This window comes from Nitratireductor aquibiodomus (assembly GCF_900105565.1).
Lineage (GTDB): Bacteria > Pseudomonadota > Alphaproteobacteria > Rhizobiales > Rhizobiaceae > Nitratireductor > Nitratireductor aquibiodomus.
This window is the reverse complement of sequence record NZ_FNSL01000001.1, coordinates 1,551,062-1,574,769: the sequence shown is the minus strand read 5'-3', so window position 1 is coordinate 1,574,769 and position 23,708 is coordinate 1,551,062. Positions and strand designations below refer to the sequence as shown.

The following is a 23,708-nucleotide window of genomic DNA, read 5'->3' as shown; positions in this document are numbered from 1 at the left end:
GAGGAGTAATCATGAGCGAATACGTCATAGCCATAGATGGTGGAGGAACCAGTTGCAGGGCAGCGTTGGCTGACCGTCACGGCCGGGTTGTCGGGCGCGGCAAGCGCGGCTCCGCCAACATCTTCACCACATCGGATGCAATCGGCAAAAACATTGTTGCAGCCGCTGGCGAAGCCCTGAAGGATGCGGGAGTTGATGTCGACAGGTTGTCGGAGATTCCTGCCTTTCTCGGCCTTGCGGGGATCAATGTTGGCGAGCGCCAGCAGGAACTCGCAAAAGCACTCCCCTTCGCAGATACCCGGTTCGTTCATGACGGTCTGATCGCTCTTCAGGGTGCGCTGGGCGACGAGGATGGCGTGATGGCCATACTCGGCACCGGCTCGGTGTATGTGTCGCGTTCAAACGGTGCGCTGCGCAATGTGGGTGGCTGGGGATTTGCCATTGGCGATCAGGCGAGCGGCGCCGTAATTGGCCGGACATTGCTGCAGCAGACCCTGCTCGCCCATGACGGTATCCGTGAGCACACGCCGTTAAGCCGTGCGGTCATGGCGCGGTTTGACGATGATCCCGAGGCGATGGTGGAATTTGCCCAGCAGAGCGCACGACCCGCCGACTATGGTGCCTTCGCGCCGTTGATCTTCGAACACGACAGCAAGGGCGATCTCCTCGCCAGGGACATCCTGCTCGATGCCGTGCGCGACATCACCATGGCGCTGGATGCTGTGGTTTTTAGGGGGTGTGACAGGCTTTGCCTTCTTGGTGGGCTGGCGCAGGAATATGCTAGGCGGCTTGCGCCGCGACACCGGGCGATTCTTAAAGAGCCGCAGGGAGATGCCCTTTCAGGCGCAGTTCAGCTTGCGCTGCGCGCGTTTGCGCATGAAATGGCGGGGGAGGAGCGACGATGACCGCACCGGGCCTCTTTACCGCAGATCGGGTCGCGGCCATGGGGTCGGGGCCGCTCTATCTGCGCTTGCGTCGTCTGCTGGAAGACGCAATTGCCGGTGGTGTTCTGGGTGAAGGGGAGGCCCTTCCGACTGAGCGCGACATTGCCGAACTGACAGAACTAAGCCGTGTCACCGTGCGCCGTGCGGTGGACGATCTTGTAAAGCAGGGGCGGCTTATCCGCCGTCACGGTTCGGGAACGTTCGTGGCGCCTTCGGTTTCGCGCGTTGAGCAATCGCTGTCACTTCTGACCTCGTTCACCGAGGATATGGCCCGACGGGGTCTCACGTCGCGTTCGGAATGGCTGGAGCGCATTGTCGCTGCCCCGTCACCGGACGAGATGATGGTGCTGGGCCTTTCGGTGGGGGATACGGTTTCGAGGCTTGAGCGCCTGCGCATTGCTGACGACGTGCCCATGGCCATCGAGCGGGCTTCAATCATCGGCAGCTTCCTGCCCGATCCGGCCTCGGTGACGGATTCTCTCTACGATGCCCTCGACAGGCGTTCGGCCCGGCCCTGCCGTGCCACGCAGCGCATCTCGGCCCGCAATGTGGACGAGCGTGAAGCTTCGCTCCTCAAGGTCGCCACCGGGGAGGCTGCTCTCTATATCGAACGTGTTTCCTATCTGCCCAATGGGCGGGTGATCGAATTCACCCGCTCGGTCTATCGCGGTGATGCCTATGATTTCGTTGCCGAACTGAAAATTCCCGAACGCTGACAGACTCTCAAACACCGGAACGCACCATGTCTTCTTTTGCCCTCGCCGGCGCGCGTATTTTTGACGGTCAGACCTGGCTGGACGACCATGTATTGACTGTTGAGAACGGAAAGATCGCCGGGCTCGAAGTGCGCGGAAAAATGGCTCGCGATCTTCCGGTGCGCGAAGCGGGCGGGGCCATGATCGTGCCGGGCTTCATAGACCTTCAGGTGAATGGCGGCGGCGGTGTGATGTTCGACGGTGACTGTGGCGTCGAGGGTCTTGAGAGAATGTGCCGGGCGCACGCGATGTTCGGCACCACCGGTCTTTTGCCCACTCTTATTACCGACACGCGCGGGTCGACTGAGACTTCGGTTGCCGCCGGGCAGGAAGCTGCGCGTGCGGGAATGCCTGGCTTTCTCGGCCTGCATCTTGAGGGCCCGCATCTTTCCATCGAGCGCAAGGGCGCACACGATCCGGCACTGATCCGGCCGATGGAGGACGCCGACCTTGCTGCCCTGATTGAGGCGCGTGACGGTCTCCCGGCGTTGATGGTGACGCTTGCCCCGGAAAACGTGACGGTCGATCAGGTGCGGGCGCTCGTTGATGGTGGGGTGAAGGTCAGCCTTGGTCACACGAACACGACCTGCCGTACCGCGCTCGCCTATGCGCAGGCAGGTGCGTCGCTTGTTACGCACCTTTTTAATGCGATGAGCCCGCTGGGACATCGTGAACCGGGTGTCGTGGGGGCGGCGCTAGAAAGCGGACAGCTCTGGGTGGGTATTATTGCCGACGGTGTTCATGTCGATCCGGTGGCCATTGGCGTTGCATTGCGGGCCAAGAACGGCCCGGCGCGCATTTTTGCCGTGACGGATGCCATGTCGACCATCGGAACGGACATAAAGTCGTTCGAGTTGAACGGGCGGACCATCAAGCGGGAGAACGGGCGCCTGACGCTGGAGGATGGAACTCTGGCCGGTGCGGATATCGATATGATCTCCACCGTGTCTTATCTCTACCGTAACGTCGGCCTGTCACTGGACGAAGCTTTTCGCATGGTGAGCCTCTATCCTGCACAGGCCATCGGGCTGGATCACGCCAAGGGGCGTCTGGAGGCGGGCATGGACGCCGACTTTGTCGTGCTCGATGACGATCTGGGGGTCGTTTCGACGTGGATTGGCGGCGATGCGGTGTATTCCTCCCTCTAACCAAAAACATCACTTTCCCTCTTGAAGCTCTAGTGACTAGAGGTCCTATCTTGCGGTCGTTGATAGACTGCAAGGAGAATCATCGTGTCCTTGAAACAGGATGATCGCGCCGCAAACACCCATTCCTGGACCGTGGGCGGCATGGATTGCGCAAGTTGCGCGAGCAAGATCCGGACAGCGCTTGAGCGCCTGCCCGGTGTGAGCGACGTGAGGGTTTCGGTTATGTCCGAAACGCTGGCGCTGGCGCTCGATGAGGGCAGGACCGAACGCGGAAAGGTTGAGCGGACGGTCGAGAGGCTCGGCTATACGGTTTCCACGCGGCAGAACCCCGGCGCGCTCGACAGCGACGACCCCACCGCCGGCGCGTGCTGTGGCGGTCATGGGAGCCGGCAGGATCGGGAACCCAGACCGTCCGATCCGGGACACGGTGCAGCCGGTCACGTTCATGGTGCGGACGATGGTGGCAAGAGCTGGTACCGGACCGGAAAGGGACGTCTCGTCATCTTCACCGGCCTTTTGCTGGCGGCTGCATGGGGCGCAGAGTTCGCGCTGCCGGGTGAGCTGGGTATGTGGGCATTTGTGGCGGCCTGCCTGATCGGCGTCGCGCCGGTCGCACGCCGGGCTTTTGCCGCTCTGCGTGCCGGCATGCCCTTTACAATCGAAATGCTGATGACGGTGGCGGCGGCCGGCGCGCTCTTTATCGGTGCGGCCGAGGAAGCCGCGCTGGTGGTCTTTCTCTTTGCCGTCGGCGAACTTCTGGAGGGTGTGGCGGCAAACCGTGCGCGGGCGGGTATCCGGGCGCTGGGGGACCTTGTTCCCAAGACGGCGCTGCTCGAGGAAAACGGCAAGACCCGGAAGGTGCAGGCGTCGGAACTCGCCATCGGACAGATCGTCGTTGTGCGGCCGGGCGACCGGATACCCGCTGACGGCGCGATCGTCGACGGGATGGCCGGTATTGATGAGGCTCCGGTGACGGGCGAATCCGTGCCAAAAACGAAGGGTGAAGGCGACGAGGTCTTTGCCGGATCGATCAGCACCGACGCGGCGATCAAGGTGCGTGTAACGCGTGCGCCCGAAGACAACACCATCGCGCGCATCATCCGCCTTGTCGAAGAGGCGCAGGAGGCGCGTGCACCCACCGAGCGCTTCATCGACCGGTTCAGCCGCTATTATATGCCGGCAATCGTGGCCCTCGCCATTCTGGTTGCAATCGTGCCGCCGCTGGCTGCAGGTGCGGCCTGGGATGTCTGGGTATACCGCGCGCTGGCGCTGCTCTTGATCGGGTGTCCGTGTGCGCTGGTGATCTCCGTGCCGGCTTCCATCGCTTCCTCCCTCTCAGCGGGGGCGCGTCGCGGACTGCTGTTGAAAGGCGGTGCGGTGATCGAGGCCGCCGCGCGGGTCAACCTGGTGACGTTCGACAAGACCGGCACGCTCACGGTCGGCCGCCCCGTGGTCACGGATGTGTGGTCGCCTGAAGGGGATGAGAAGGCGGTGCTGGCGCTGGCTACCGGTGTCGAAGCCGGTTCAAGTCATCCCTTGGCGGAGGCGGTGCTCGCCCATGCCGAAGGGCAGGGCATAGCTTTCGAGGCGGGGCGTGACGCGCGCGCCATCCCCGGCCGGGGCGTGGAGGCGCAGCTTGGCGGGGAGATCGTATTTGTCGGCTCGCCACGGTATGCCGAAGAGCGGGGAGCGATGACCCCGGATGCGAAAGCGCGCATTGAAGCGCTCGAGGCAGAGGGCAAGACTGTTGCGGCTGTCTTCCGGGCTAATGCGCTTTCCGGCGTGATCGCCCTGCGGGACGAGCCCCGCGAGGATGCCGCTGCTGCAATGCATGATCTCAGGGAACTCGGCGTGCGCTCGGTGATGCTCACCGGAGACAATGCCCGTACAGCCGAAGCCATCGCAGGGAGCCTGTCGATGGAATACCGTGCCGAACTTCTGCCTGACGACAAAGTGTCTGCCATTCGTGAACTGACTGCCGGGCATACGGTGATGATGATCGGCGATGGGATCAACGATGCACCGGCGCTGGCCACGGCCGATGTGGGAGTGGCCATGGGGTCGGGCACTGACGTGGCGCTTGAGTCGGCAGACGGGGCGCTGTTGCGCAATCGTGTGGGTGATGTCGCGGGGCTGCTGCGTCTGGCGCGGGCGACGATGGCCAACATCCGCCAGAACATCACGATCGCCCTCGGTCTAAAGGCCGTGTTCCTGGTCACAACGGTGCTCGGCATCACGGGGTTGTGGATCGCCATCCTCGCCGATACTGGCGCTACGGTGCTTGTGACGCTGAACGCGCTGCGACTTCTCGGTTTTCGCCCGGAACGCTGACCCGCGCGATACGGTTACACCCTCTGAGCACATGGACGCCGGCCCTTCGGGTCGGCGTTTTACATGGTTGTATACGTATATAGATACGCTGATTGTATCGGAAAGGCAGCATTTCCGATCTGCTCGAGCATTGGCGAATTTTTATCTTATCATACTGAAAAATATGGATAGTTTTTAAATCCCACGCGATCTTGTGCGTGTAAATTGAGAAGATATCCACATAATCTACTATAGGTTGTATATGTAATCAGAATCCGCTATCGTTCATGCATTGTATGGATCAGAGGGGGCGTGAGGGTTGTGGGGGAGCGTGTGTTTCAGCGGACAGGTGTTTAGCGCCGCAGAGATCGCGATCCGACGCCATTAAGGCTTCGGAAGCGATGAGTTGGTGTCGCATTGGCAGCGTTCTGCGCGGCTGATGCATGGCGGTGCCGAAAGTGCCGCAGAGCCGCACGGCGCGAATGAAGCGCGTTGTGCGGGCAGACGGTTATTGCCGTCTTTCAAAAGTGTTGCGTGCCGCCTTCGCGGCGGCGTCCTTCGGGTCAGATTTCCACCTCTTATCAAGCGAGGCGTAGAGCATATGGGCATGCACAAACAGGATGGACTTTCATTTGCAACTTTGCGGGCCGCAGAAGCGGTCATCGACACACGCAGCCTGACTGGCGCGGCGCAGAAGCTGGGCATCAGCCAGCCGGCAGTCAGCATGCATCTGGGGCGTCTGGAGCGGGCAATCGGGACGCCACTCATCAAGAAACTCGGCAACCGGATTATCGTCAAGGAAGAGATCTCGGGGCTGATACGGCAGATGCTCGACCTTGAACGCCGTCTTCGCACGGTCGGCTACGAAAAAAACGTCTCCAAGCTCAAAGTGGGGATATGCACCTATACGGCTCCGCTTCTTCTGGGCGGTCTTGGGCGTCTGGGCAAGATCAAGGAGACCGTAAGCTGGCGCATCTCGGATTCCAGACGGCTTGAGGAGATGTACGACCTTGGGCAGGTGGATGCAGCGTTCCGGGCGCTTTACCCCAATGAAATGGGGCCTGATCTGGTCTGCGACTACTCCATGCGGTGGATAGGGTCACGCGAGCTGAGCGATCTGATCAAGCGCAACTCGGCCACAATCCCCGTGGTTCTTGCCAATCCGCAGTCTCCGCTCGGGATCGTGGCTCGAGATTGGCTGCGCCAGCGGAATGTGGCCTACGAGGTGATTGGCGAAGTGGACGACATCACCAGCGCCATGAAACTCGTGGTCAGCGGTGTGGCCGCGTCCCCGCTGCCTGGCTTCGTCTTTGACGGCAACTCCTCTTCGCTGGAAGACTGCGGCGAGATCATCCCTGGCGGTCTCGATATCCGCTACGGCATGTTCTTTGACGACAAGCGTTTCAACCTGCGGCTGGCGATGGATATTTTCGAGCTTCTGCAGGGCGAGCTTCATCGTCTCACGCCGCCGCCGGCTGCCTATCAGGGGCATAGCCTGGCCCGTCAATAAACCCCGCTCAGACCTGACGCCGCGCAGCTCGCTGCGCGGCGCGGTTATGCCTAGAAACTGTCGTCAAAATTTCACCCAGCCGCCGCTTTGCCGTCAGGTTCGGCGCGCAAGATTCCAGACCATGAGCAGATCGATTCACAACGCCCGTTCGGACGCGCAGACTGATGCGCAAATCGAGGCTCTCCTGTCGCCACAGGATGAGGTTTCCATCGTTGATTCACTTTTCGCAATGTCGAAAGGGCATGCGGCCCCGGGGGCACGCGACGTGCTTGCGCGCGTTCTTGAAGCGCGGCTTGAAGCCCGCCTTGCGCGCCGCATGCGCCAGACCATCGAAAAATCTCCCGATCATCCAACCGGATCATCAAGGAGTGCGGCATGACACGCTACACTTTTCCTTTGGACGATGCTTCTGTCGTGTGTGACAAGGCGCTATTGCAGAGCGAGAAAGTCCTCGATTTCCCGCGCACCCGCCTGCAGAAGAGGCAGGATTGTCTGCTCCATCTCTGTGCAGGTGAAGCGCGCCGACTGGGTGGAGACATTGAGCGCGGCGGTGATGCGTCCCGTCTTGTCGCGAATTGGCACTGCAATCGACCGCAGGCCGAGTTCCAGTTCCTGATCGACAATGGCGTATCCACGCGTGCCGGCCTGCATCACGGCTTTGGTGATCTGGGTCCGGTCCGTCATCGTTCTTTCGGTCTTGGCGCTGATCGCCGCCTGCGCGAGAAAACGGGTGAGTTCGGACGCATCCAGGTCTGACAGAAGTATTCGCCCCATCGACGTGCAGTAGGCAGGCAGACGCGTGCCGACATTGAGGGCGACCGAAACGATGCGTCGCCCTGCCACCCGTGCCACATAGACCACTTCCTCTCCCTCAAGGACGGCTGCAGAGCAGGATTCGCCGAGGGTTTCCGAGATGCGCCGCATGATGGGTTCTGCATAGTGCCAGAGCGCGGCGCCGCCCATCCAGGTCCGTGCCAGCCCGAGCAGCCTGGCGGACAGCAAAAAACGACGCTCTTCCTGGCGTGCATAACCGCTCGCCACCAGTGTGAGGAGCAGCCGCCGCGCGCCTGCGCGTGTCAGCCCGGCCTCCGTCGCCACTTCCGTCAGCGTCATGCCGTCCGGCGCATTTGCCAGAATCTCCAGAACGCCAAGCCCCTTCTGCAGCGATCCGACGATATCGCGGGTCTCACTGTTGTTTGACTCGGTTTCATTCTCCATTTAATAAGTATCGCATATAAAACTTATGTTCGCAATACGAACTTTTGAGGAAAGCCATGGCGCGTTTTGTTCCGCTGTCGCAGGCGGTCGCGGAGAATCTCGGCAATGGCGACAGTGTCGCTTTCGAAGGCTTCACCCATCTCATTCCCACCGCCGCCGCTCATGAGGCGATCCGCCAAGGTTTCCGTGATCTCACGCTGATCCGCATGACCCCCGATGTGGTCTACGACCAGATGATCGGCATGGGCCTCGCCCGCAAGCTCATCTTTTCCTATGCCGGTAATCCGGGGGTGGGGCTTCTACGCCGCCTGCGCGATGCGGTGGAAAACGGCTTTCCGCACAAGCTCGAGATCGAGGAACATTCGCACGCCGCCATGGCCAATGCCTATGAGGCGGGCGCGGCCGGGCTTCCCTGTGCGATTTTCCGTGGCTATCGCGGCGCGGAGCTTGCCCGTGTGAACCCGAACATCAAGTTCATCGAGTGCCCCTTCACGGGCGAGAGCCTGGCCGCCGTGCCGGCGCTGCGGCCCGATGTCGTCTTCATTCATGCGCAGAAGGCGGACCGGAAGGGCAATGTTCTGGTCGAGGGCATTGTAGGTATTCAGAAAGAGGCGGTACTGGCGGCGAAACGCGCTGTCGTGACCGTCGAAGAAGTCGTCGACGATTTCTCCGACCTGCACCCCAATCTGACCATTCTGCCGCATTGGACGGTGACGGACATCGCCGTGGTGCCGGGGGGCGCGCATCCCTCCTACACGCATGGCTATTACGCGCGCGACAATGCCGAATATCTGAAATGGGACAAGATCGCTGCAGACCGCGACCTGTTCCGCGACTGGATGCAGAAGAATGTGCTCGATGCGACGCCGGAGGATTTCGTGGACCGTGTCGAGAAGCTGAGGGACGCAGGATGAGCAAGCCCGAATTCACTCCCAATGAAATGATGACGATTGCCGCCTCGCGCGCGCTGAAGAATGACGATGTGTGCTTTGTCGGCATCGGCGCGCCCTCGGCTGCCTGCAACATTGCGCGTCTGACGCATGCGCCCGACATCACGCTGATCTACGAATCTGGCACCATCGGCACCGCGCCCGATGTGCTGCCGCTCTCGATTGGCGATGGCGAGCTGTGCGACACTGCCTTGACCACCGTGCCGGTGCCGGAGATGTTCCGCTACTGGCTGCAGGGCGGACGCATCACCATCGGCTTTCTGGGCGCGGCCCAGATCGACAAATACGGCAACATCAACACCACCGTCATCGGTGACTATGACAGCCCGAAGACGCGGCTTCCCGGCGGCGGTGGCGCTCCCGAAATCGCCACCTCCTCGCAGGAGGTCTACATCACGCTCGCCCAGTCGAAGCGGGGCATGGTGGAGAAGATCGATTTCTACACCTCCTTTGGACATGGCGATGGCGGCGACCACCGCCAGAAGCTGGGCATCGACACCAAGGGGCCGACGCTGCTCATCACCGATCTTGCGATCTGGAAGCCCGACCCGGTGACGAAGGAGTTCACTATCGTGTCGCTGCACCCGGGCGTCACGCGCGATCAGGTGCAGGAAACCTGCGGCTGGACTGTGAGCTTCGCCGCCAATGTCGAAGAGACGCCGCCGCCCACCGAACTCGAGCTTGCGACACTGCGCGACTTGAAAGCCCGTACTGAAGCGGCTCATAAGGGTGCATGATCTTTCTGCCGGGCGCTGCCGGTATTGATGGTTAGGAGACCTCACGCATGGCTGAAGCATTCATTTGCGATTACATCCGCACGCCGATCGGCCGCTTCGGCGGCGCGCTTTCCTCCGTTCGCGCCGACGATCTGGCTGCCCTGCCGATCAAGGCGCTGATGGAGCGCAACCCGAAGGTCGATTGGGCGGCACTCGACGATGTGTTCTATGGCTGCGCCAATCAGGCGGGCGAGGACAACCGCAACGTGGCGCGCATGGCCGTGCTTCTTGCGGGCCTGCCCATAGAGGTGCCGGGCTCCACTGTGAACCGCCTGTGCGGTTCGGGCATGGACGCGATCACCATCGCCGCGCGCGCCATCAAGGCGGGTGAAGCCGAGATCATGATCGCCGGCGGCGTGGAATCCATGAGCCGCGCTCCCTTCGTCATGCCGAAAGCCGAAACGGCCTTCTCGCGCCACGCGGAAATCTACGACACCACGATTGGCTGGCGTTTCGTCAACAAGCTGCTCAAGACGCAGTATGGCGTCGATTCCATGCCAGAGACGGGTGAGAACGTGGCGGCGGATTTCTCCGTCAGCCGCGCCGATCAGGATGCCTTTGCCGTGCGCAGCCAGAACAAGGCTGTGGCCGCGCAGGAAAACGGGCGTCTCGCAAAGGAAATCGTTCCCGTGACCATTCCCCAGCGCAAGGGCGGCCCGGTGGTGGTCGAAAAGGACGAGCATCCGCGTCCCGGCACCACGGTGGAAAAGCTCGGCAAGCTGCCGACGCCTTTCCGCGAGGGCGGCAGCGTGACCGCCGGCAACGCTTCCGGCGTCAATGACGGTGCGGGGGCGCTCATCATCGCTTCGGAGGAGGCTGCGAAGAAATATGGCCTGACGCCGATTGCCCGGATTCTCGGCGGTGCGACAGCCGGCGTTCCGCCGCGCATCATGGGCATCGGCCCGGCACCGGCAACGCAGCGCCTTTGCGCGCGGCTTGGCCTAAAACCTTCGGATTTCGACGTGATCGAGCTCAACGAGGCGTTCGCCTCGCAGGGCATCGCCGTGCTGCGCGAACTGGGCCTTGCCGAGGATGCGTCGCATGTGAACCCGAATGGCGGCGCGATTGCGCTTGGCCATCCGCTCGGCATGTCGGGCGCGCGCATCTCCGGCACCGCCGCGCTTGAGCTACAGGCCACCGGCGGCAAATTGGCGCTCGCCACCATGTGCATCGGCGTCGGCCAAGGCATCGCGCTGGCGCTGGAGCGGGTCTAAGCGCCGGCAAATCACAGCTCTCATCCTGAGCTCGTCGAAGGGCGAGGGCGGGATGGCGCGCGCAGGTGGCGACGCTGTGCGTGCCTTCACCCCGCCCTTCGACACGCTCAGGGTGAGGTGAAGGCAGACAAAGGTAAGGCATGCCCCGGCGGGGCTGCTGGGAGTGGCCCTGCCTTCCTCTTCAATTAAGCGGAATGTCGTTCTCCGCCTTGCTGTCCTGATAGCGTTGGGAAAGGGCGGCATAGGCTGCGGCGAGCGTTGCAATGCGCGCCTTCAGCGCCTCAGCCTCCGGCAGCGCCGTAGCGAGAGCGGGCAGGGCATAGCTTTTCCAGAAGGCGTTTTCGGCATTGTAGCCGCCGGGCTCCAGCGTGAAGACCTCTTTCAAAATTTTCAGATCGTGCGGGATCGCGAAGGCGTCACGCGAATCCTCGTGGCTGAAGAGGTAGTAGAAATTGTCGAAGCCGGTCCATGTGATCGCCGAAAGACACAGCGAACAGGGTTCGTGTGTGGAGAGAAAAATGCAGTCCGTCGTGTCGGGGCGCTCCTCCTTCGGCAGTTCGTAAAACCGCTTCAGCGTGTGCACCTCGCCATGCCAGAGCGGGTTTTCCAGCTCATTGTTGGTCTCGGCAAGCACCAGCGAAAGGTCGCTTTTCTTCAGGATCGCCGCGCCGAAGAGCTTGTTGCCATGGGCGACGCCTTCCGCGGTTTTCGGCAGGATGTCCTGTTCGATCACGTCGAGCAGCCTGTTGATGAGGTGAATGTCGGGGGCGGTCATGTGAGCGATGGCACCGTAATTTCAAAGGGGTCGGGGAAGTGGAATTCTTCCAGATTGTTGCCGTCTCCGCCACGGTCGACCACCACAAAATCCTGCGGTTCGCCGATGGGCGTCAAAACGCCATGCCAGGTGCCGCGTGCATAGTTCACGCCCTGTCCCGGCCGTGTGACGAAGGCGCGGGGTTCGCCGGGCTTCCCACCTTCATCCGGGCACACGATCACCAGAAAGGGAGCGGGCGAAAGCGGCATGAAGGCCTGGGTTCCAAGCGGGTGCCGCTCGACCATGGAAAGCTGCAGCGGCAGCGCATAAGGCGTGCCGCGAAAGATGTTGATCAGAACACGCGCATTCTCACCCGCCGTTTCGACGCTCGCCAGATCGTGAAAGCGGCGGCACTTGTCGGCATTGATGAGGAAGCTTGCCGCGCCCTCGGTCTCGATCACGTCGCCGAAGGGCGCGAAAGCGTCGCGTGTGAGCTTCCCGGCCTCGATCCGTTTCATCGTGCGAAGCTGCCGCCCAGCCGGGCGTGCCGGTTGACGTCCTTGTAAAGCAGGTAGCGGAATTTGCCCGGCCCGCCGGCATAGCAGGCCTGCGGGCAGAAGGCGCGCAGCCACATGAAATCGCCGGCTTCCACCTCCACCCAGTCCTGATTGAGCCTGTAGACGGCCTTGCCTTCCAGCACATAGAGACCGTGTTCCATGACATGCGTTTCGGCGAAGGGGATCACAGCACCTGGTTCCAGGGTGACAATGGTCACATGCATGTCGTGGCGCAGATCGGCCGGATCGACGAAGCGCGTCGTTGCCCATTTCCCATCCGTTCCCGGCATGGGAGAGGGCGCGATATCGGCCTCGTTCAGAAACAGTGGATCAGGCGTGTCGAGGCCGTTGACGGGCTCATAGGCCTTGCGGATCCAGTGGAACCGCGCGGACGCGTCGCCCCGATTGTGCGCGGTCCAGCCGCTCGATGGCGGCAGATAGGCGTAGCCGCCGGGCGTCATCCTGTGCGTTTCGCCGGCGATCTCGACGGTCAGTTCGCCCTCGACGATGAAGAGCACGCCTTCCGCGGTCTCATCGAGTTCGGCCCGGTCGCTGCCGCCGCCGGGCTCCACTTCCATGATGTATTGCGAAAAGGTCTCGGCGAAGCCGGACAGAGGCCGCGCGATGATCCAGCAGCGGGTCTTTTCCCAAAACGGCAGCAGGCTGGTGACGATGTCCTGCATGACGCCCTTCGGCATCAGCGCATAGGCGTCCGTCAGAACCGCGCGGTCAGTCAGGAGCTGGGTCTGCGGCGGATGCCCGCCATGCGGGGCGTAATAGGTGCGGGCGTTCATCTTCTTTGTCCTGAACTCATGCGGGAAGGATGTCGTTGAGCCGCAGGCGGGCGATCCGCTCCACCTGCCTGCAGGCGGTGGCGAATTCCTCGTCGCGGCTGTTCTCTAACCGGGTTTCGAAGGCCTTCAAAATGCTGTCTTTCGTGTTGTCCTTGACGGCGATGATGAAGGGAAACCCGAATTTCTGCGTATAGGCGGTGTTGAGTTCGGTGAAGCGGGCGCGCTCGCTGTCGGTAAGCGCATCGAGCCCGGCCGAAGCCTGCTCCTTGCTCGATTCCTCGGTCAGCCTTTTGGCTGCCGCTAGTTTCCCTGCCAGATCGGGATGCGCTTTCAGAACATCAAGCCGCTCGTCTTCGCTGGCGGAACGGAAGGCGCGGGCGAGCGCATTGGCAAGCCCTCCCGCTGTGTCATGCGCGGGGCCGAGCTCCAGCTTCACCGCGCGTTCGGCGATCCATGGCGAATGCTCGTAGATGCTGCCGAACCGCTCGATGAATTCCGGTTCGCTCATGCGGCACGGGCGCAGCGCGGGCGCTTCATAAGGGTGCTTCTCACGCCAGTGCCGGGCGATCTCGCCGCGCGTTGCAAGCCACACATGGTCGTGGCTTTTCACATAGTCGATGAAGCGCTGAAGCGCCGCGGCGCGCCCCGGGCGGCCGATGAGGCGGCAGTGAAGCCCGATGCTCATCATGGCCGGGCGACCGGCAGCCCCCTCGGCATAGAGCGTGTCGAAAGCGTCTTTCAGATAGCTGAAGAACTGATCGCCGGAATTGAACCCCTGAGCCGTGGCGAACCGCATGTCGTTTGCGTCGAGTGTATAGGGAATGGCCAGTTGCGCCCGCGTGCCATGCCCATGGCCGTCATGGTCGATCCAGTAGGGCAGATCGTCGTCATAGGTGTCGGAGATCCAGTCGAACCCGCCTTCCTCAATGGCCAGTTTCACCGAATTGACCGAGGTGCGGCCGAGATAAAGGCCGCGCGGGCGCTCGCCCACCACTTCGGTGTGCAGCCGGATGGCTTCCAGAAGGTCGGCGCGCTCGCTTTCTTCCGAATGGGCGCGGTAGTCGATCCATTTCAGGCCGTGCGAGGCGATTTCCCAGCCGGCGTCCTGCATGGCGGCAAGCTGGTCGGGGCTGCGGGCAAGGGCCGAGGCGACGCCGAAAACGGTGACGGGGATATTGGCTGCCGTTAACATGCGGTGGAGCCGCCAGAAGCCGGCACACGCGCCATACTCATAGATAGATTCCATGTTCCAGTGGCGCATGCCGGGCCAGGGGGCCGCGCCCACCACTTCGGAAAGAAAGGCCTCCGAGGCCTCGTCGCCATGCAGGATGCAGTTTTCGCCGCCCTCCTCGTAATTGACGACGAACTGCACCGCGACTTTTGCGTCGCCGGGCCAGTCGGCGTTCGGTGGTGTCTGGCCATAGCCGATCATGTTTCTCAGGTAGCGGGTCATGCAATCTGTCCGAAATTCATCATTGGCAAGGATAATAGATGGAATGCGGGAGGTACTTTCCTGAAAAAATTGAAAGAGTTTAGTTGTCGATCCTCCGCAGGGCCTCTTATGCTCGCAGCCGATTTGCCTCACAATCAACTATATATAGGGCAAGTGGCTTGAGCGAATTCAAAGGGAGGCCGCATGAGCAATGCGGGTGAGGGCCGTCTGACGACCCACGTGCTGGACACCGCCAGCGGAAAACCGGCGGGAGGGCTGGAGATCGCGCTCTATCGTCTGGAGGGCGAGGCGCGGGTTCATGTGAAAACCGTCACGACCAACAGCGATGGTCGCTGCGATGCGCCGCTGCTTGAAGGTGAGGCGTTTCGCACGGGTTTTTATGAACTGGTGTTTGAGGCCGGCGCCTATCTGCGGGCCCACGGTGCCGATCTACCGGCCCCGGCCTTTCTCGATCAGGTGCCGATCCGCTTTGGCATGGCCGAGCAGGCGCATTATCATGTGCCATTGCTTCTCTCGCCCTATGGCTACTCCACCTACAGGGGAAGCTGATGAAAGCGCGTTCTGAAATCCGCTTTCTGTTGAACGGCACGCCGGTGGCGCTGGGCAATGCCCGCCCGGACGAAACGCTCCTCGATTATCTGCGCCTGCGCCAGCGTCTGACAGGCACCAAGGAAGGCTGCGCGGAAGGCGATTGCGGCGCCTGCACCGTTCTTGTCGGGCGGCTGCGCAAGGGCGAACTCGTTTATGAGAGCGTCAATGCCTGCATTCGTTTCCTCGGTTCGCTTGATGCCTGCCATGTGGTGACGGTGGAGCATCTGAAACGCGCCGATGGCAGTCTGCATCCGGTGCAGCAGGCGATGGTCGATTATCACGGTTCGCAATGCGGATTTTGCACACCGGGCTTCGTCATGTCGCTTTACGCGCTCTGGATGCGCGAACCGCAGCCCACCGAGCGCGCTGTCGAAAAGGCACTGCAAGGCAATCTCTGCCGCTGCACTGGCTATGAACCCATTGTGCGCGCCGCGCTGGCCGCCTCCACCTATGGTAATGCGATGTCGGATCCGTTGGCGACGGAGCGTGCTGCGGTCATCGCCGCGCTCAACCAGATGAAGGATGGCGCAAGGGTGGAGATCGGTTCCGCCCAGGACCGCCTGCTTATTCCCGCAAATGTCGACGATTTCGCAGCGATTCTCGAAGCCGAGCCAAAGGCCACCATCGTTGCCGGTGCTACGGATGTGGGGCTCTGGGTCACGAAATTCATGCGCGAGATTGCGCCGGTGGTGTTCATTGGCGGGCTCGATGAATTGCGCGATATTGGGGAAGAGAATGGCGCAATCCACATCGGTGCTGGCGTCAGCTATTCCGATGCGTTCGCGCTTTTGGCAAAGCGCATCCCTCCACTTGGCGCGCTGATCGACCGCATCGGTGGCGAGCAGGTGCGCAATATGGGCACCATTGGCGGGAACATCGCCAACGGCTCGCCCATCGGTGATACACCTCCGCCATTGATCGCCCTTGGCGCAACCCTTACGCTGCGCAAGGGCAATACCCGCCGCACGATTCCACTGGAAGATTTCTTCATCGACTATGGCAAACAGGACCGCGCGCCCGGCGAGTTCGTCGAGGCGGTGCATGTGCCGTTGCCCGATGCGGCCTCCCGTTTCGCGGTCTGGAAAATCTCCAAGCGCCGCGATGAAGACATCACGGCAGTGCTTGGCGCTTTCGACATCAGTATCGCCGATGGCCGGGTTGAAGCCGCCCGCATCGCCTATGGCGGCATGGCGGCGACACCAAAACGCGCCAAAGCCGTTGAGGTAGCGCTTGTTGGAAAGCCGTGGACTGAGGAAACTGTCGAGGCAGCACTTTCGGCCTATGAGGAAGATTTCCAGCCGATCAGCGACATGCGTGCCTCCGCCGGCTATCGCATGATGGCCGCGAAAAACCTGCTCCGCCGCTTCTATCTTGAAAGCACGGGCGGCTCGGCAAAGCTCTCCAGATATGAGGCGGCCTGATCATGACACGGCACGAAACGCTTGATCTGGAAAAGGCAAGGATCGCCGGTGGCGTCGCCAGCGATCAGAAGCACGATTCCGCGCACAAGCATGTCAGCGGCGAAGCCGTCTATATCGACGACATGCCCGAACCGGCGGGCACGCTGCATGCCTGTCTCGGCCTTTCCGAAGTGGCGCATGGCACGATCACGAGCATGGACCTTTCAAAAGTGCGTGCCGCGCCCGGTGTTGTCACCGTTCTGACGGCAGACGACATTCCCGGCGAAAACGACATCAGCCCCACCGGTCTGCATGACGAACCCATTCTAGCCAGTGACCGGGTTCAGTTCTTCGGCCAACCGGTGTTTGCCGTCATTGCCGAAACGCGCGATGCGGCGCGGCGTGCCTGCCGTTTGGCCAAGATCGAGTATGCGGAAGAACCCGCACTGATTGATATTGCCGATGCGGGCGCCGATGCGCGGCTTGTCACCGCACCTCTCAAGCTTGAGCGCGGCGACAGTGCCGCGGCCATCGCAGCCGCCCCACGTTCCATCAAGGGCCAGATGCGCGTCGGCGGGCAGGACCATTTCTATCTGGAAGGGCAAATCGCCTTCGCCATGCCGGGCGAGGATGGCGACGTCACCGTGTTTTCCTCCACCCAGCACCCGAGCGAGGTGCAGCACATGGTGGCGCATGCGCTGGGCGTTTCCTCCCACGCCGTCACCATCGAGGTGCGGCGCATGGGCGGCGGGTTCGGCGGCAAGGAAACGCAGGCCAATTTGTTTGCGGTGATTTCGGCCATTGCCGCCAAAAAGCTCAACCGTCCCGTAAAGCTGCGTCCGGACCGCGACGACGACATGACGGCGACCGGCAAGCGCCACGATTTCCTGATCGACTATGAAGTCGGCTTCGATGATGAGGGAAACATTCTCGGCGTCGATCTCACCTATGCCGCGCGCTGCGGCTATGCGGCCGATCTCTCCGGTCCGGTGACGGACCGGGCGCTGTTTCATTGCGACAACGCCTATTTCTACCCCGCCGCCCGCGCCGTCTCGCGCCCGCTTTACACCAACACTGTGTCCAACACCGCGTTTCGCGGTTTCGGTGGGCCGCAGGGCATGGTCGGCGCAGAGCGCATCATCGATGAGGTGGCCTTTGCGCTCGGCAAAGACCCGCTCGAAATCCGCAAGAAGAACCTCTACGGCACCGACGACCGTAACGTCACGCCCTATCACCAGACGGTGGAGGACAATGTCGCAGAACGGGTCATCGCCGAGCTGGAGGCAAGTGCCGATTATGCCGCGCGTCGGCGTGAAATCGCGGTCTTCAATGCAAAAAGCCAGGTCATCAAGCGCGGCCTTGCGCTGACGCCGGTCAAGTTCGGCATCTCCTTCACGGCCACGCATTTCAACCAGGCCGGGGCGCTGGTGCATGTCTATACGGACGGCTCCGTGCATCTGAATCACGGTGGCACCGAAATGGGGCAGGGGCTCTACACCAAAGTGGCGCAGGTGGTGGCCGAGGAATTCCAGATCGACATCGACCAGGTGAAGATCACCGCCACGACCACCGGAAAGGTGCCCAACACCTCCGCTACGGCGGCTTCATCCGGGTCCGATCTGAACGGAATGGCCGCGCAGGATGCAGCGCGCCAGATCAAGACCCGCCTGATCGACTTCGCGTCCGAAGCCCATGACGTGCCGAAGGATCAGGTCGTGTTCCTTCCGGGGCGCGTGCGCATCGGCAACCGCGAAATCCCCTTTGCCGACCTCATCCGCGAGGCCTATATGGCCCGCATCCAGCTTTCGGCTGCCGGTTTCTACAAGACGCCGAAGATCCATTGGGACCGCGACAAGGGGCAGGGGCGGCCATTCTACTATTTCGCCTATGGCGCGGCCTGTGCCGAGGTTTCCATCGACACGCTGACCGGCGAATACATGGTCGAGCGCGTCGACATCCTGCACGAGACAGGGCGTTCGCTGAACCGCGCCATCGACATCGGCCAGATCGAGGGTGGCTTCATTCAGGGCATGGGCTGGCTGACGACCGAAGAACTGGTCTGGGATGGCAAGGGGCGGCTTCGAACCCATGCACCTTCCACCTACAAGATCCCGCTCGCGTCCGATCGCCCAAAGGTGTTCAACGTGGCGCTTGCCGACTGGGCGGAAAATGCCGAACCGACGGTGCACCGTTCCAAGGCCGTGGGCGAGCCGCCCTTCATGCTCGCCATGTGCGTGCTTCACGCGCTGTCCGATGCGGTGGCGAGTGTTGCCGATCACAAGGTCTGCCCGCGTCTCGATGCGCCGGCCACGCCTGAGCGTGTGCTGATGGCGGTGGAGCGGGTCCGGGCGGAAGGTGCGCGCTGATCGATATGGCCGATTCGACCTCCGGTCTCAAAACCTTCCTGCAAGCCTCGCCTTCCCTTGCGCTTGTCGAGGTGCGCGAGGCGAAAGGCTCTACCCCGCGCGAAGAGGGCGCGTGGATGCTGGTTTCGCCCGAATCGATTTTCGGCACCATCGGTGGCGGCCAGCTTGAATTCATGGCGATTGCCAAAGCGCGTGCGCTCATCTCGGATAATCTCGCAACTGGCGCTCTCGACATTCCGCTTGGACCGGAAATCGGCCAGTGCTGCGGTGGCCGGGTGGCGCTCGACATTCGCGTTCCAGATCAAGAGGAACGCAGCGCCATCCTGAAACGCGCCAGCGAAGAGGCGGCTTCCTTCCCTCAGGTGATCCTGTTTGGCGGGGGGCATGTCGGCCATGCGCTGGCGGCAGCGCTGACCCCGCTGCCCGTGCGGGTGCTGGTGGTCGAGACCCGCAAGGAGGCGCTTGAGGATTTTCCGGACGATGTGGAGACGCGCCTTACGGCCCTGCCGGAAGAGGCGGTGCGTGAAGCCCCCACCGGAACCGCCTTCGTGATCCTGACCCACGATCACGCGCTCGATTTTCTGCTGGTTGCCGAGGCGCTGGCACGTGACGATGCGGCCTATGTCGGCATGATCGGCTCGAAGACCAAGCGCGCGACCTTCAAGAGCTGGTATCTCAAGAATGGCGGCGATGAAGACCGTTTATCGAAGCTCGTCACCCCCATCGGCGGCGATGCCGTACACGACAAACGCCCCGCCGTCATCGCGGCGATGGCGGCTGCGGAGATACTGACGGCTTTGCAGTCGTGATGTTGACATTTGTGTGTACAAAACTACATACTTGATGAATGAAGATCGCGGGCTTTGACTGGGATGCCGGAAACTGGCCGAAATGCGCAAAGCATGGTGTCTCGAAGGACGAGATCGAATATGCGCTTTTTCATGATCCGTTGATTGCGCCTGATCCCGCACACTCTGGGCCCGAAGACCGCTACATCGTTATCGGACGCAACCGGCAGGGCCGCCCCATGTTCATGGGCGTGACCTTTCGTATGGTTGATGGGAAGCGTCTTATTCGTCCGATCACAGCGCGCTATATGCATGCCAAGGAGGTGAAACGCTATGAAACGCAGCGTTCCCAAACTGAAAACCGATAAGGATGCGGAAGACTTCCTCGATCAGGATCTTTCCGATCTGGATTTTGGCGCGTTCAAACCCGCCGGGTTCGAGTTCGAGAACAAGGCGGCAAGGGTGAATATGCGCATGCCGCAAAGCCAGTTGGATGCCGTGAAGGCTGAGGCGAAGAAGCGCGGCGTTCCCTATCAGCGGCTCATGCGCGAGCTTGTTCAACGCGGTCTGGAAAGCCTGCGTGCAGGCTGACCATCATTGCTCCGACAGGGTCTCGCCGATCATCTTCTGGCAACGGCTTGCCATGAAGTCGACCAGCAACCGCACTTTCGGGTCCTGAAATTTCTTGTGCGGGTAGAGCGCGGCGAGTTTCACCGGCACGGGCGGTGTGTCGGGCAAAACCACCTGGAGCCGCCCGTCGCGCAGGAATGGCTCGATCTCGAAGCGGGGCTTGTTGACGATGCCGCGCCCGGCAAGCGCCCAGTCGGTGATCACGTCGCCATCGTCGGAATCGAACGGGCCGCCCACTTCGAATTTTCGCGCGCCCTCTGGCGTCTGTAGCACCCAGAAATGCTCACGTGCGCCGGGAAAGCGCAGCATCAGGCAATCGTGACGCTCATCGATCAGCGCTTCGGGCGTCTTCGGTTCGCCGCGTCGTTGCAGATAATCGGGCGCTGCCGCCAGAACGCGCTCGCAATCCATGATGCCGCGCATGCGGAACGAGGAGTTCTCGAGAATCCCAAGCTTGAAGGCAACGTCGATGCCCTCGCGCATCATGTCGACCTCATGGTCGGAGAGCCGTAAGCGAACCTCGATCTCGGGATATCGGTCACGAAATTCGGGAATGCCGCTGGCGATCAGCCGCTTGCCGATGCCGAGCGGCGCGGTGACGCGGATCGTCCCGCGCGGCTGGCCGGAAAGATCGGCCACCGATGCTTCGGCTTCCGCCACCGCTTCGAGCACCTTGCGCGCGCCCTCATAGAAGACGCGACCCTGCTCGGTGGGGGTGAGCTGGCGCGTGGTGCGGTTGAACAGCCGCACTCCAAGGTGCTTTTCGAGCTCCTTCACCCGGTTCGAGGCGACAGCGGGTGAAAGCCGCATGTCGCGTCCGGCAGAAGACAAATTGCCAAGCTCCACCACGCGGACGAAAACGGCGATGTTGTCGAGATAGGCCATGCGATTCCTTTAGGGTTTCGCGCGCATTATTTTCCAGATTTTTTTGAAAGTCATCGTGATCTTATCCGCTTTCCGTTTATACCGGACTCCTTCACCCTGTGCCTCGTGGAGCTGAGGAAATTGGCATGAACGATTACGCGGTTTTGTGGGACTGGCTGTCTTTCGGGGTGCGCTGGCTGCATGTGGTCACTGCCATCGCATGGATCGGCTCGTCCTTCTACTTCATCGCGCTCGATCTGGGGCTGGTGAAGCGGCCGGGCTTGCCGGAGGGCGTTCATGGCGAGGAGTGGCAGGTTCACGGCGGCGGCTTCTACCACATCCAGAAATACCTGGTCGCGCCCGCCTCCATGCCGGAGCACTTGACCTGGTTCAAATGGGAATCCTATTCCACCTGGCTGTCCGGTTTCGCGCTGCTTGCCATCGTCTATTATGCAGGCGCGGATCTTTATCTGATCGACCGCAATGTGCTCGATGTGCCGGCCTGGGGCGGCATCCTGATCTCACTCGCCTCCATCGGGCTTGGCTGGCTGCTTTACGACCTTCTGTGCAAATCGCCGCTCGGCAAAAACGATACGGTGCTGATGCTGGTGCTCTATGCCATCCTCGTTGCGATGGCGTGGGGCTATACGCAGCTTTTCACCGGCCGCGCCGCCTTCCTGCATCTGGGCGCGTTCACCGCAACGATCATGACGGCGAATGTCTTCCTCATCATCATTCCCAATCAGAAGATCGTGGTGGCCGATCTGAAGGCAGGACGAACGCCCGCGCCGAAGCTTGGCTTGCAGGCCAAGCAGCGTTCTCTGCACAACAACTACCTGACGCTGCCCGTCGTCTTCCTCATGCTGTCGAACCATTATCCGCTGGCCTTCGGCACCCAGTTCAACTGGGTCATCGCATCGCTCATCTTCATCATCGGTGTGCTGATCCGCCACTATTTCAACACCGTGCATGCCCGTAAGGGCACACCGCACTGGACCTGGGGGCTGGCCGGCGTTCTCTTCATCGTCATCATGTGGCTTTCCACCGTCCCGCAGGTTCTGACCGGCGAGACCAAGCTTTCGGCGACGGGACAGAGCTTCGTCACCTCGACCCATTTCCCGGCAGTGCGTGACACGGTGATGGGGCGTTGCGCCATGTGCCATGCGGTGGTGCCGGGCTATGAGGGCATACCCTACCCACCGAAGAATGTTGTGCTCGACACGGATGCTTCTATTGCCGAGCACGCGCGCGAAATCTATCTGCAGGCAGGCCGCAGCCACGCCATGCCGCCCGGCAATGTTTCGGGCATTACGGAGGAGGAGCGGCGGCTGATCGTTACTTGGTTCGAAGAGGCGCGCTAGCACATGGCACAGAAACTTATCCGTGGACGGCTTCTGTCCTTCAAGGCCGAACCGCGGAGCATCGACGACCACGACGCTTATATCTTTGACGAGGATGGTGCGGTTCTGGTCGAAGATGGCGTCATCCTCGCATCCGGCGGTTTCGCGCAGGTCGCAGCCGGAGCCGAAGCAGGGTACGCGGTGGTGGACCATCGTCCGCATCTCATCCTGCCGGGCTTCATCGACGCGCATGCGCATTTCCCGCAGATGCAGGTGATCGCCAGCTACGGCGCGGAGCTTCTGGACTGGCTGAACGACTACACCTTCCCCGAAGAAACCAGGTTCTCCGACATTCAGCACGGCCGGCACATCGCCCGGCTGTTCTTCGATGAGCTGCTGCGCAACGGCACGACCACGGTGGCGGCCTATTGCTCCGTTCACAAGGAAAGCGCTGAGGCCTTTTTCGCCGAGGCGCTGGCGCGCAACATGTGCGTTGTGGGAGGCAAGGTGATGATGGACCGCAACGCGCCGGCCGCACTCACCGACACGCCGCAGTCCTCTTACGACGACACGAAGGCGCTGATCGGCGAATGGCACGGCAGGGGCCGGCTCAACTATGCCGTCACGCCGCGTTTCGCCATCACCTCCAGCCCCGAGCAGCTGGAGATGGCCGCAGCACTGATGCGCGAATTCCCCGACCTCCACATGCAGACGCATCTCTCCGAAAATCACGACGAGATCGCGCTGACGGCGGAGGTTTATCCCGACGCGCCGGACTATACCGGCATCTACGAGCAATACGGCCTGCTCGGCCCCAAGGCGCTGCTCGGCCATTGCATTCATCTTTCCGAGCGCGAGGCGGATGTGCTTTCGGACACGGGCTCGGTCGCCGTGTTCTGCCCCACCTCCAACCTCTTCCTCGGCTCCGGCCTGTTCGATTATCAGCGCTATCGCAAACGCGAAAAGCCGCTCCGCCTCGCCTCGGCGACGGATGTGGGCGGCGGCACCAATTACTCCATGTTGCGCACCATGGATGAGGGCTACAAGGTGATCGCGCTCAATGGCGAGAAGCTGAACCCGCTGGCCTCCTTCTGGCAGATCACGCGCGGCAATGCCGAGGCGCTTTCCCTGTCGGAGCGCGTTGGCACGCTGGAACCGGGCACCGACGCCGATATCGTGGTTCTGAACGCGCGCGCAACGCCGGTCATGGAGTTGCGCATGGAGCGTGTGGAAACTCTCGCCGAGGAGCTTTTCCTGCTCCAGACGCTTGCCGATGACCGCGCCATCGTGGAAACCTATGTCGCAGGAGAGGCTGCCAAAAGCGCCTTGTAGATTAAGGGGGCGCA

General features: G+C 61.8%; 23 protein-coding genes. 17 read left to right on the top strand and 6 right to left on the bottom strand.

What is annotated here, in order from left to right:
• The first annotated feature begins 11 nt into the window (after positions 1 to 11).
• The 6 genes from BLW55_RS07550 to BLW55_RS07525 all read left to right on the top strand — a co-directional run bounded on the left by BLW55_RS07550 (position 12) and on the right by BLW55_RS07525 (position 7,046).
• On the top strand, positions 12 to 905 hold the full coding sequence (locus tag BLW55_RS07550) for a glucosamine kinase nucleotide-binding domain-containing protein (RefSeq protein WP_090327931.1): 894 nt from the start codon (positions 12 to 14) through the stop codon (positions 903 to 905).
• The gene (locus BLW55_RS07545; RefSeq protein WP_025030448.1) at positions 902 to 1,660 is read left to right on the top strand and encodes a GntR family transcriptional regulator; all 759 of its coding nucleotides are present in this window, start codon (positions 902 to 904) and stop codon (positions 1,658 to 1,660) included. The genes BLW55_RS07550 and BLW55_RS07545 overlap by 4 nt, the downstream gene beginning before the upstream one ends.
• 26 nt (positions 1,661 to 1,686) lie before the next feature.
• On the top strand, positions 1,687 to 2,847 hold the full coding sequence (gene nagA, locus BLW55_RS07540; protein WP_090327929.1) for an N-acetylglucosamine-6-phosphate deacetylase: 1,161 nt from the start codon (positions 1,687 to 1,689) through the stop codon (positions 2,845 to 2,847).
• Between the two features lie 84 nt (positions 2,848 to 2,931).
• Entirely contained in the window at positions 2,932 to 5,178 is a 2,247-nt protein-coding gene (locus BLW55_RS07535) for a heavy metal translocating P-type ATPase (protein ID WP_090327926.1), read from the top strand.
• 586 nt (positions 5,179 to 5,764) lie between these two features.
• Positions 5,765 to 6,667 (top strand): LysR family transcriptional regulator, encoded by a 903-nt coding sequence (locus BLW55_RS07530; protein WP_244509013.1) that lies wholly within the window; start codon positions 5,765 to 5,767, stop codon positions 6,665 to 6,667.
• A gap of 121 nt (positions 6,668 to 6,788) precedes the next feature.
• Complete coding sequence (locus BLW55_RS07525; RefSeq protein WP_090327922.1) at positions 6,789 to 7,046, top strand: hypothetical protein; 258 nt, start codon at positions 6,789 to 6,791, stop codon at positions 7,044 to 7,046.
• Between the two features lie 50 nt (positions 7,047 to 7,096).
• Here BLW55_RS07525 and BLW55_RS07520 read toward each other — a convergent pair whose 3' ends face one another.
• Positions 7,097 to 7,885, bottom strand: coding sequence for an IclR family transcriptional regulator domain-containing protein (locus BLW55_RS07520; RefSeq protein ID WP_090327920.1), 789 nt, complete (start codon positions 7,883 to 7,885; stop codon positions 7,097 to 7,099).
• Positions 7,886 to 7,941: 56 nt separating this feature from the next.
• On the opposite strand from BLW55_RS07520, the gene BLW55_RS07515 reads away from it, so the two are divergent.
• The 3 genes from BLW55_RS07515 to pcaF are packed head-to-tail and all read left to right on the top strand — an operon-like array spanning position 7,942 to position 10,825.
• The gene (locus BLW55_RS07515) at positions 7,942 to 8,799 is read left to right on the top strand and encodes a CoA transferase subunit A (RefSeq protein WP_007008876.1); all 858 of its coding nucleotides are present in this window, start codon (positions 7,942 to 7,944) and stop codon (positions 8,797 to 8,799) included.
• Positions 8,796 to 9,572 (top strand): CoA-transferase subunit beta, encoded by a 777-nt coding sequence (locus tag BLW55_RS07510; protein WP_007008875.1) that lies wholly within the window; start codon positions 8,796 to 8,798, stop codon positions 9,570 to 9,572. Before BLW55_RS07515 ends, BLW55_RS07510 begins: the two co-directional genes overlap by 4 nt.
• Positions 9,573 to 9,619: 47 nt before the next feature.
• Positions 9,620 to 10,825, top strand: a complete 1,206-nt coding sequence (gene pcaF / locus BLW55_RS07505; RefSeq protein WP_090327917.1) for a 3-oxoadipyl-CoA thiolase — start codon at positions 9,620 to 9,622, stop codon at positions 10,823 to 10,825.
• A gap of 181 nt (positions 10,826 to 11,006) precedes the next feature.
• On the opposite strand, the gene BLW55_RS07500 is transcribed toward pcaF, so the two are convergent.
• The 4 genes from BLW55_RS07500 to puuE are packed head-to-tail and all read right to left on the bottom strand — an operon-like array spanning position 11,007 to position 14,383.
• On the bottom strand, positions 11,007 to 11,600 hold the full coding sequence (locus BLW55_RS07500) for a nucleoside deaminase (RefSeq protein ID WP_090327916.1): 594 nt from the start codon (positions 11,598 to 11,600) through the stop codon (positions 11,007 to 11,009).
• A complete protein-coding gene (locus BLW55_RS07495; RefSeq protein WP_090327913.1) occupies positions 11,597 to 12,097 on the bottom strand; it encodes an ureidoglycolate lyase in 501 nt (166 codons plus the stop codon). The genes BLW55_RS07500 and BLW55_RS07495 overlap by 4 nt, the downstream gene beginning before the upstream one ends.
• Positions 12,094 to 12,930, bottom strand: coding sequence for a bifunctional allantoicase/(S)-ureidoglycine aminohydrolase (locus BLW55_RS07490; protein WP_090327912.1), 837 nt, complete (start codon positions 12,928 to 12,930; stop codon positions 12,094 to 12,096). The genes BLW55_RS07495 and BLW55_RS07490 overlap by 4 nt, the downstream gene beginning before the upstream one ends.
• 16 nt (positions 12,931 to 12,946) lie before the next feature.
• Positions 12,947 to 14,383 (bottom strand): allantoinase PuuE, encoded by a 1,437-nt coding sequence (puuE, locus tag BLW55_RS07485; protein ID WP_090327910.1) that lies wholly within the window; start codon positions 14,381 to 14,383, stop codon positions 12,947 to 12,949.
• 183 nt (positions 14,384 to 14,566) lie between these two features.
• Between puuE and uraH the strand changes: the two genes are divergently transcribed.
• From uraH to BLW55_RS07455, 6 genes are read left to right on the top strand one after another with little or no spacing between them, the layout of a single operon-like run.
• The gene (gene uraH, locus BLW55_RS07480; protein ID WP_007008869.1) at positions 14,567 to 14,932 is read left to right on the top strand and encodes a hydroxyisourate hydrolase; all 366 of its coding nucleotides are present in this window, start codon (positions 14,567 to 14,569) and stop codon (positions 14,930 to 14,932) included.
• A complete protein-coding gene (gene xdhA, locus BLW55_RS07475) occupies positions 14,932 to 16,395 on the top strand; it encodes a xanthine dehydrogenase small subunit (protein ID WP_090327908.1) in 1,464 nt (487 codons plus the stop codon). Before uraH ends, xdhA begins: the two co-directional genes overlap by 1 nt.
• A gap of 2 nt (positions 16,396 to 16,397) precedes the next feature.
• Positions 16,398 to 18,740: a xanthine dehydrogenase molybdopterin binding subunit gene (gene xdhB / locus BLW55_RS07470; RefSeq protein ID WP_090327906.1), complete on the top strand. Its 2,343-nt coding sequence runs from the start codon at positions 16,398 to 16,400 to the stop codon at positions 18,738 to 18,740.
• A gap of 5 nt (positions 18,741 to 18,745) precedes the next feature.
• Positions 18,746 to 19,549, top strand: coding sequence for a xanthine dehydrogenase accessory protein XdhC (xdhC, locus tag BLW55_RS07465; protein WP_090327902.1), 804 nt, complete (start codon positions 18,746 to 18,748; stop codon positions 19,547 to 19,549).
• 38 nt (positions 19,550 to 19,587) lie between these two features.
• Complete coding sequence (locus BLW55_RS07460) at positions 19,588 to 19,896, top strand: BrnT family toxin (RefSeq protein WP_090327900.1); 309 nt, start codon at positions 19,588 to 19,590, stop codon at positions 19,894 to 19,896.
• A complete protein-coding gene (locus tag BLW55_RS07455) occupies positions 19,862 to 20,119 on the top strand; it encodes a CopG family antitoxin (RefSeq protein ID WP_065815836.1) in 258 nt (85 codons plus the stop codon). The genes BLW55_RS07460 and BLW55_RS07455 overlap by 35 nt, the downstream gene beginning before the upstream one ends.
• A 3-nt stretch (positions 20,120 to 20,122) precedes the next feature.
• On the opposite strand, the gene BLW55_RS07450 is transcribed toward BLW55_RS07455, so the two are convergent.
• Positions 20,123 to 21,043, bottom strand: a complete 921-nt coding sequence (locus BLW55_RS07450) for a LysR family transcriptional regulator (protein WP_090327898.1) — start codon at positions 21,041 to 21,043, stop codon at positions 20,123 to 20,125.
• A 125-nt stretch (positions 21,044 to 21,168) separates the two neighbouring features.
• Between BLW55_RS07450 and BLW55_RS07445 the strand changes: the two genes are divergently transcribed.
• A complete protein-coding gene (locus BLW55_RS07445) occupies positions 21,169 to 22,383 on the top strand; it encodes a urate hydroxylase PuuD (RefSeq protein ID WP_090327895.1) in 1,215 nt (404 codons plus the stop codon).
• A gap of 3 nt (positions 22,384 to 22,386) precedes the next feature.
• A complete protein-coding gene (gene guaD / locus BLW55_RS07440; RefSeq protein WP_090327893.1) occupies positions 22,387 to 23,694 on the top strand; it encodes a guanine deaminase in 1,308 nt (435 codons plus the stop codon).
• Positions 23,695 to 23,708 lie beyond the last annotated feature (14 nt).

What these genes read in the sequence shown, in the direction of transcription:
- BLW55_RS07510 (WP_007008875.1), top strand. Translation starts at nt 8,796, where the DNA reads ATGAGCAAGCCCGAATTCACTCCCAATGAAATGATGACGATTGCCGCC.
- BLW55_RS07515 (WP_007008876.1), top strand. Translation starts at nt 7,942, where the DNA reads ATGGCGCGTTTTGTTCCGCTGTCGCAGGCGGTCGCGGAGAATCTCGGC.
- BLW55_RS07520 (WP_090327920.1), bottom strand. Translation starts at nt 7,885, where the DNA reads ATGGAGAATGAAACCGAGTCAAACAACAGTGAGACCCGCGATATCGTC.
- BLW55_RS07525 (WP_090327922.1), top strand. Translation starts at nt 6,789, where the DNA reads ATGAGCAGATCGATTCACAACGCCCGTTCGGACGCGCAGACTGATGCG.
- xdhA (WP_090327908.1), top strand. Translation starts at nt 14,932, where the DNA reads ATGAAAGCGCGTTCTGAAATCCGCTTTCTGTTGAACGGCACGCCGGTG.
- nagA (WP_090327929.1), top strand. Translation starts at nt 1,687, where the DNA reads ATGTCTTCTTTTGCCCTCGCCGGCGCGCGTATTTTTGACGGTCAGACC.
- BLW55_RS07530 (WP_244509013.1), top strand. Translation starts at nt 5,765, where the DNA reads ATGCACAAACAGGATGGACTTTCATTTGCAACTTTGCGGGCCGCAGAA.
- pcaF (WP_090327917.1), top strand. Translation starts at nt 9,620, where the DNA reads ATGGCTGAAGCATTCATTTGCGATTACATCCGCACGCCGATCGGCCGC.
- xdhC (WP_090327902.1), top strand. Translation starts at nt 18,746, where the DNA reads ATGGCCGATTCGACCTCCGGTCTCAAAACCTTCCTGCAAGCCTCGCCT.
- guaD (WP_090327893.1), top strand. Translation starts at nt 22,387, where the DNA reads ATGGCACAGAAACTTATCCGTGGACGGCTTCTGTCCTTCAAGGCCGAA.
- xdhB (WP_090327906.1), top strand. Translation starts at nt 16,398, where the DNA reads ATGACACGGCACGAAACGCTTGATCTGGAAAAGGCAAGGATCGCCGGT.
- BLW55_RS07545 (WP_025030448.1), top strand. Translation starts at nt 902, where the DNA reads ATGACCGCACCGGGCCTCTTTACCGCAGATCGGGTCGCGGCCATGGGG.
- BLW55_RS07490 (WP_090327912.1), bottom strand. Translation starts at nt 12,930, where the DNA reads ATGAACGCCCGCACCTATTACGCCCCGCATGGCGGGCATCCGCCGCAG.
- BLW55_RS07500 (WP_090327916.1), bottom strand. Translation starts at nt 11,600, where the DNA reads ATGACCGCCCCCGACATTCACCTCATCAACAGGCTGCTCGACGTGATC.
- BLW55_RS07445 (WP_090327895.1), top strand. Translation starts at nt 21,169, where the DNA reads ATGAACGATTACGCGGTTTTGTGGGACTGGCTGTCTTTCGGGGTGCGC.
- puuE (WP_090327910.1), bottom strand. Translation starts at nt 14,383, where the DNA reads ATGACCCGCTACCTGAGAAACATGATCGGCTATGGCCAGACACCACCG.
- BLW55_RS07550 (WP_090327931.1), top strand. Translation starts at nt 12, where the DNA reads ATGAGCGAATACGTCATAGCCATAGATGGTGGAGGAACCAGTTGCAGG.
- BLW55_RS07455 (WP_065815836.1), top strand. Translation starts at nt 19,862, where the DNA reads ATGAAACGCAGCGTTCCCAAACTGAAAACCGATAAGGATGCGGAAGAC.
- BLW55_RS07450 (WP_090327898.1), bottom strand. Translation starts at nt 21,043, where the DNA reads ATGGCCTATCTCGACAACATCGCCGTTTTCGTCCGCGTGGTGGAGCTT.
- uraH (WP_007008869.1), top strand. Translation starts at nt 14,567, where the DNA reads ATGAGCAATGCGGGTGAGGGCCGTCTGACGACCCACGTGCTGGACACC.
- BLW55_RS07495 (WP_090327913.1), bottom strand. Translation starts at nt 12,097, where the DNA reads ATGAAACGGATCGAGGCCGGGAAGCTCACACGCGACGCTTTCGCGCCC.
- BLW55_RS07460 (WP_090327900.1), top strand. Translation starts at nt 19,588, where the DNA reads ATGAAGATCGCGGGCTTTGACTGGGATGCCGGAAACTGGCCGAAATGC.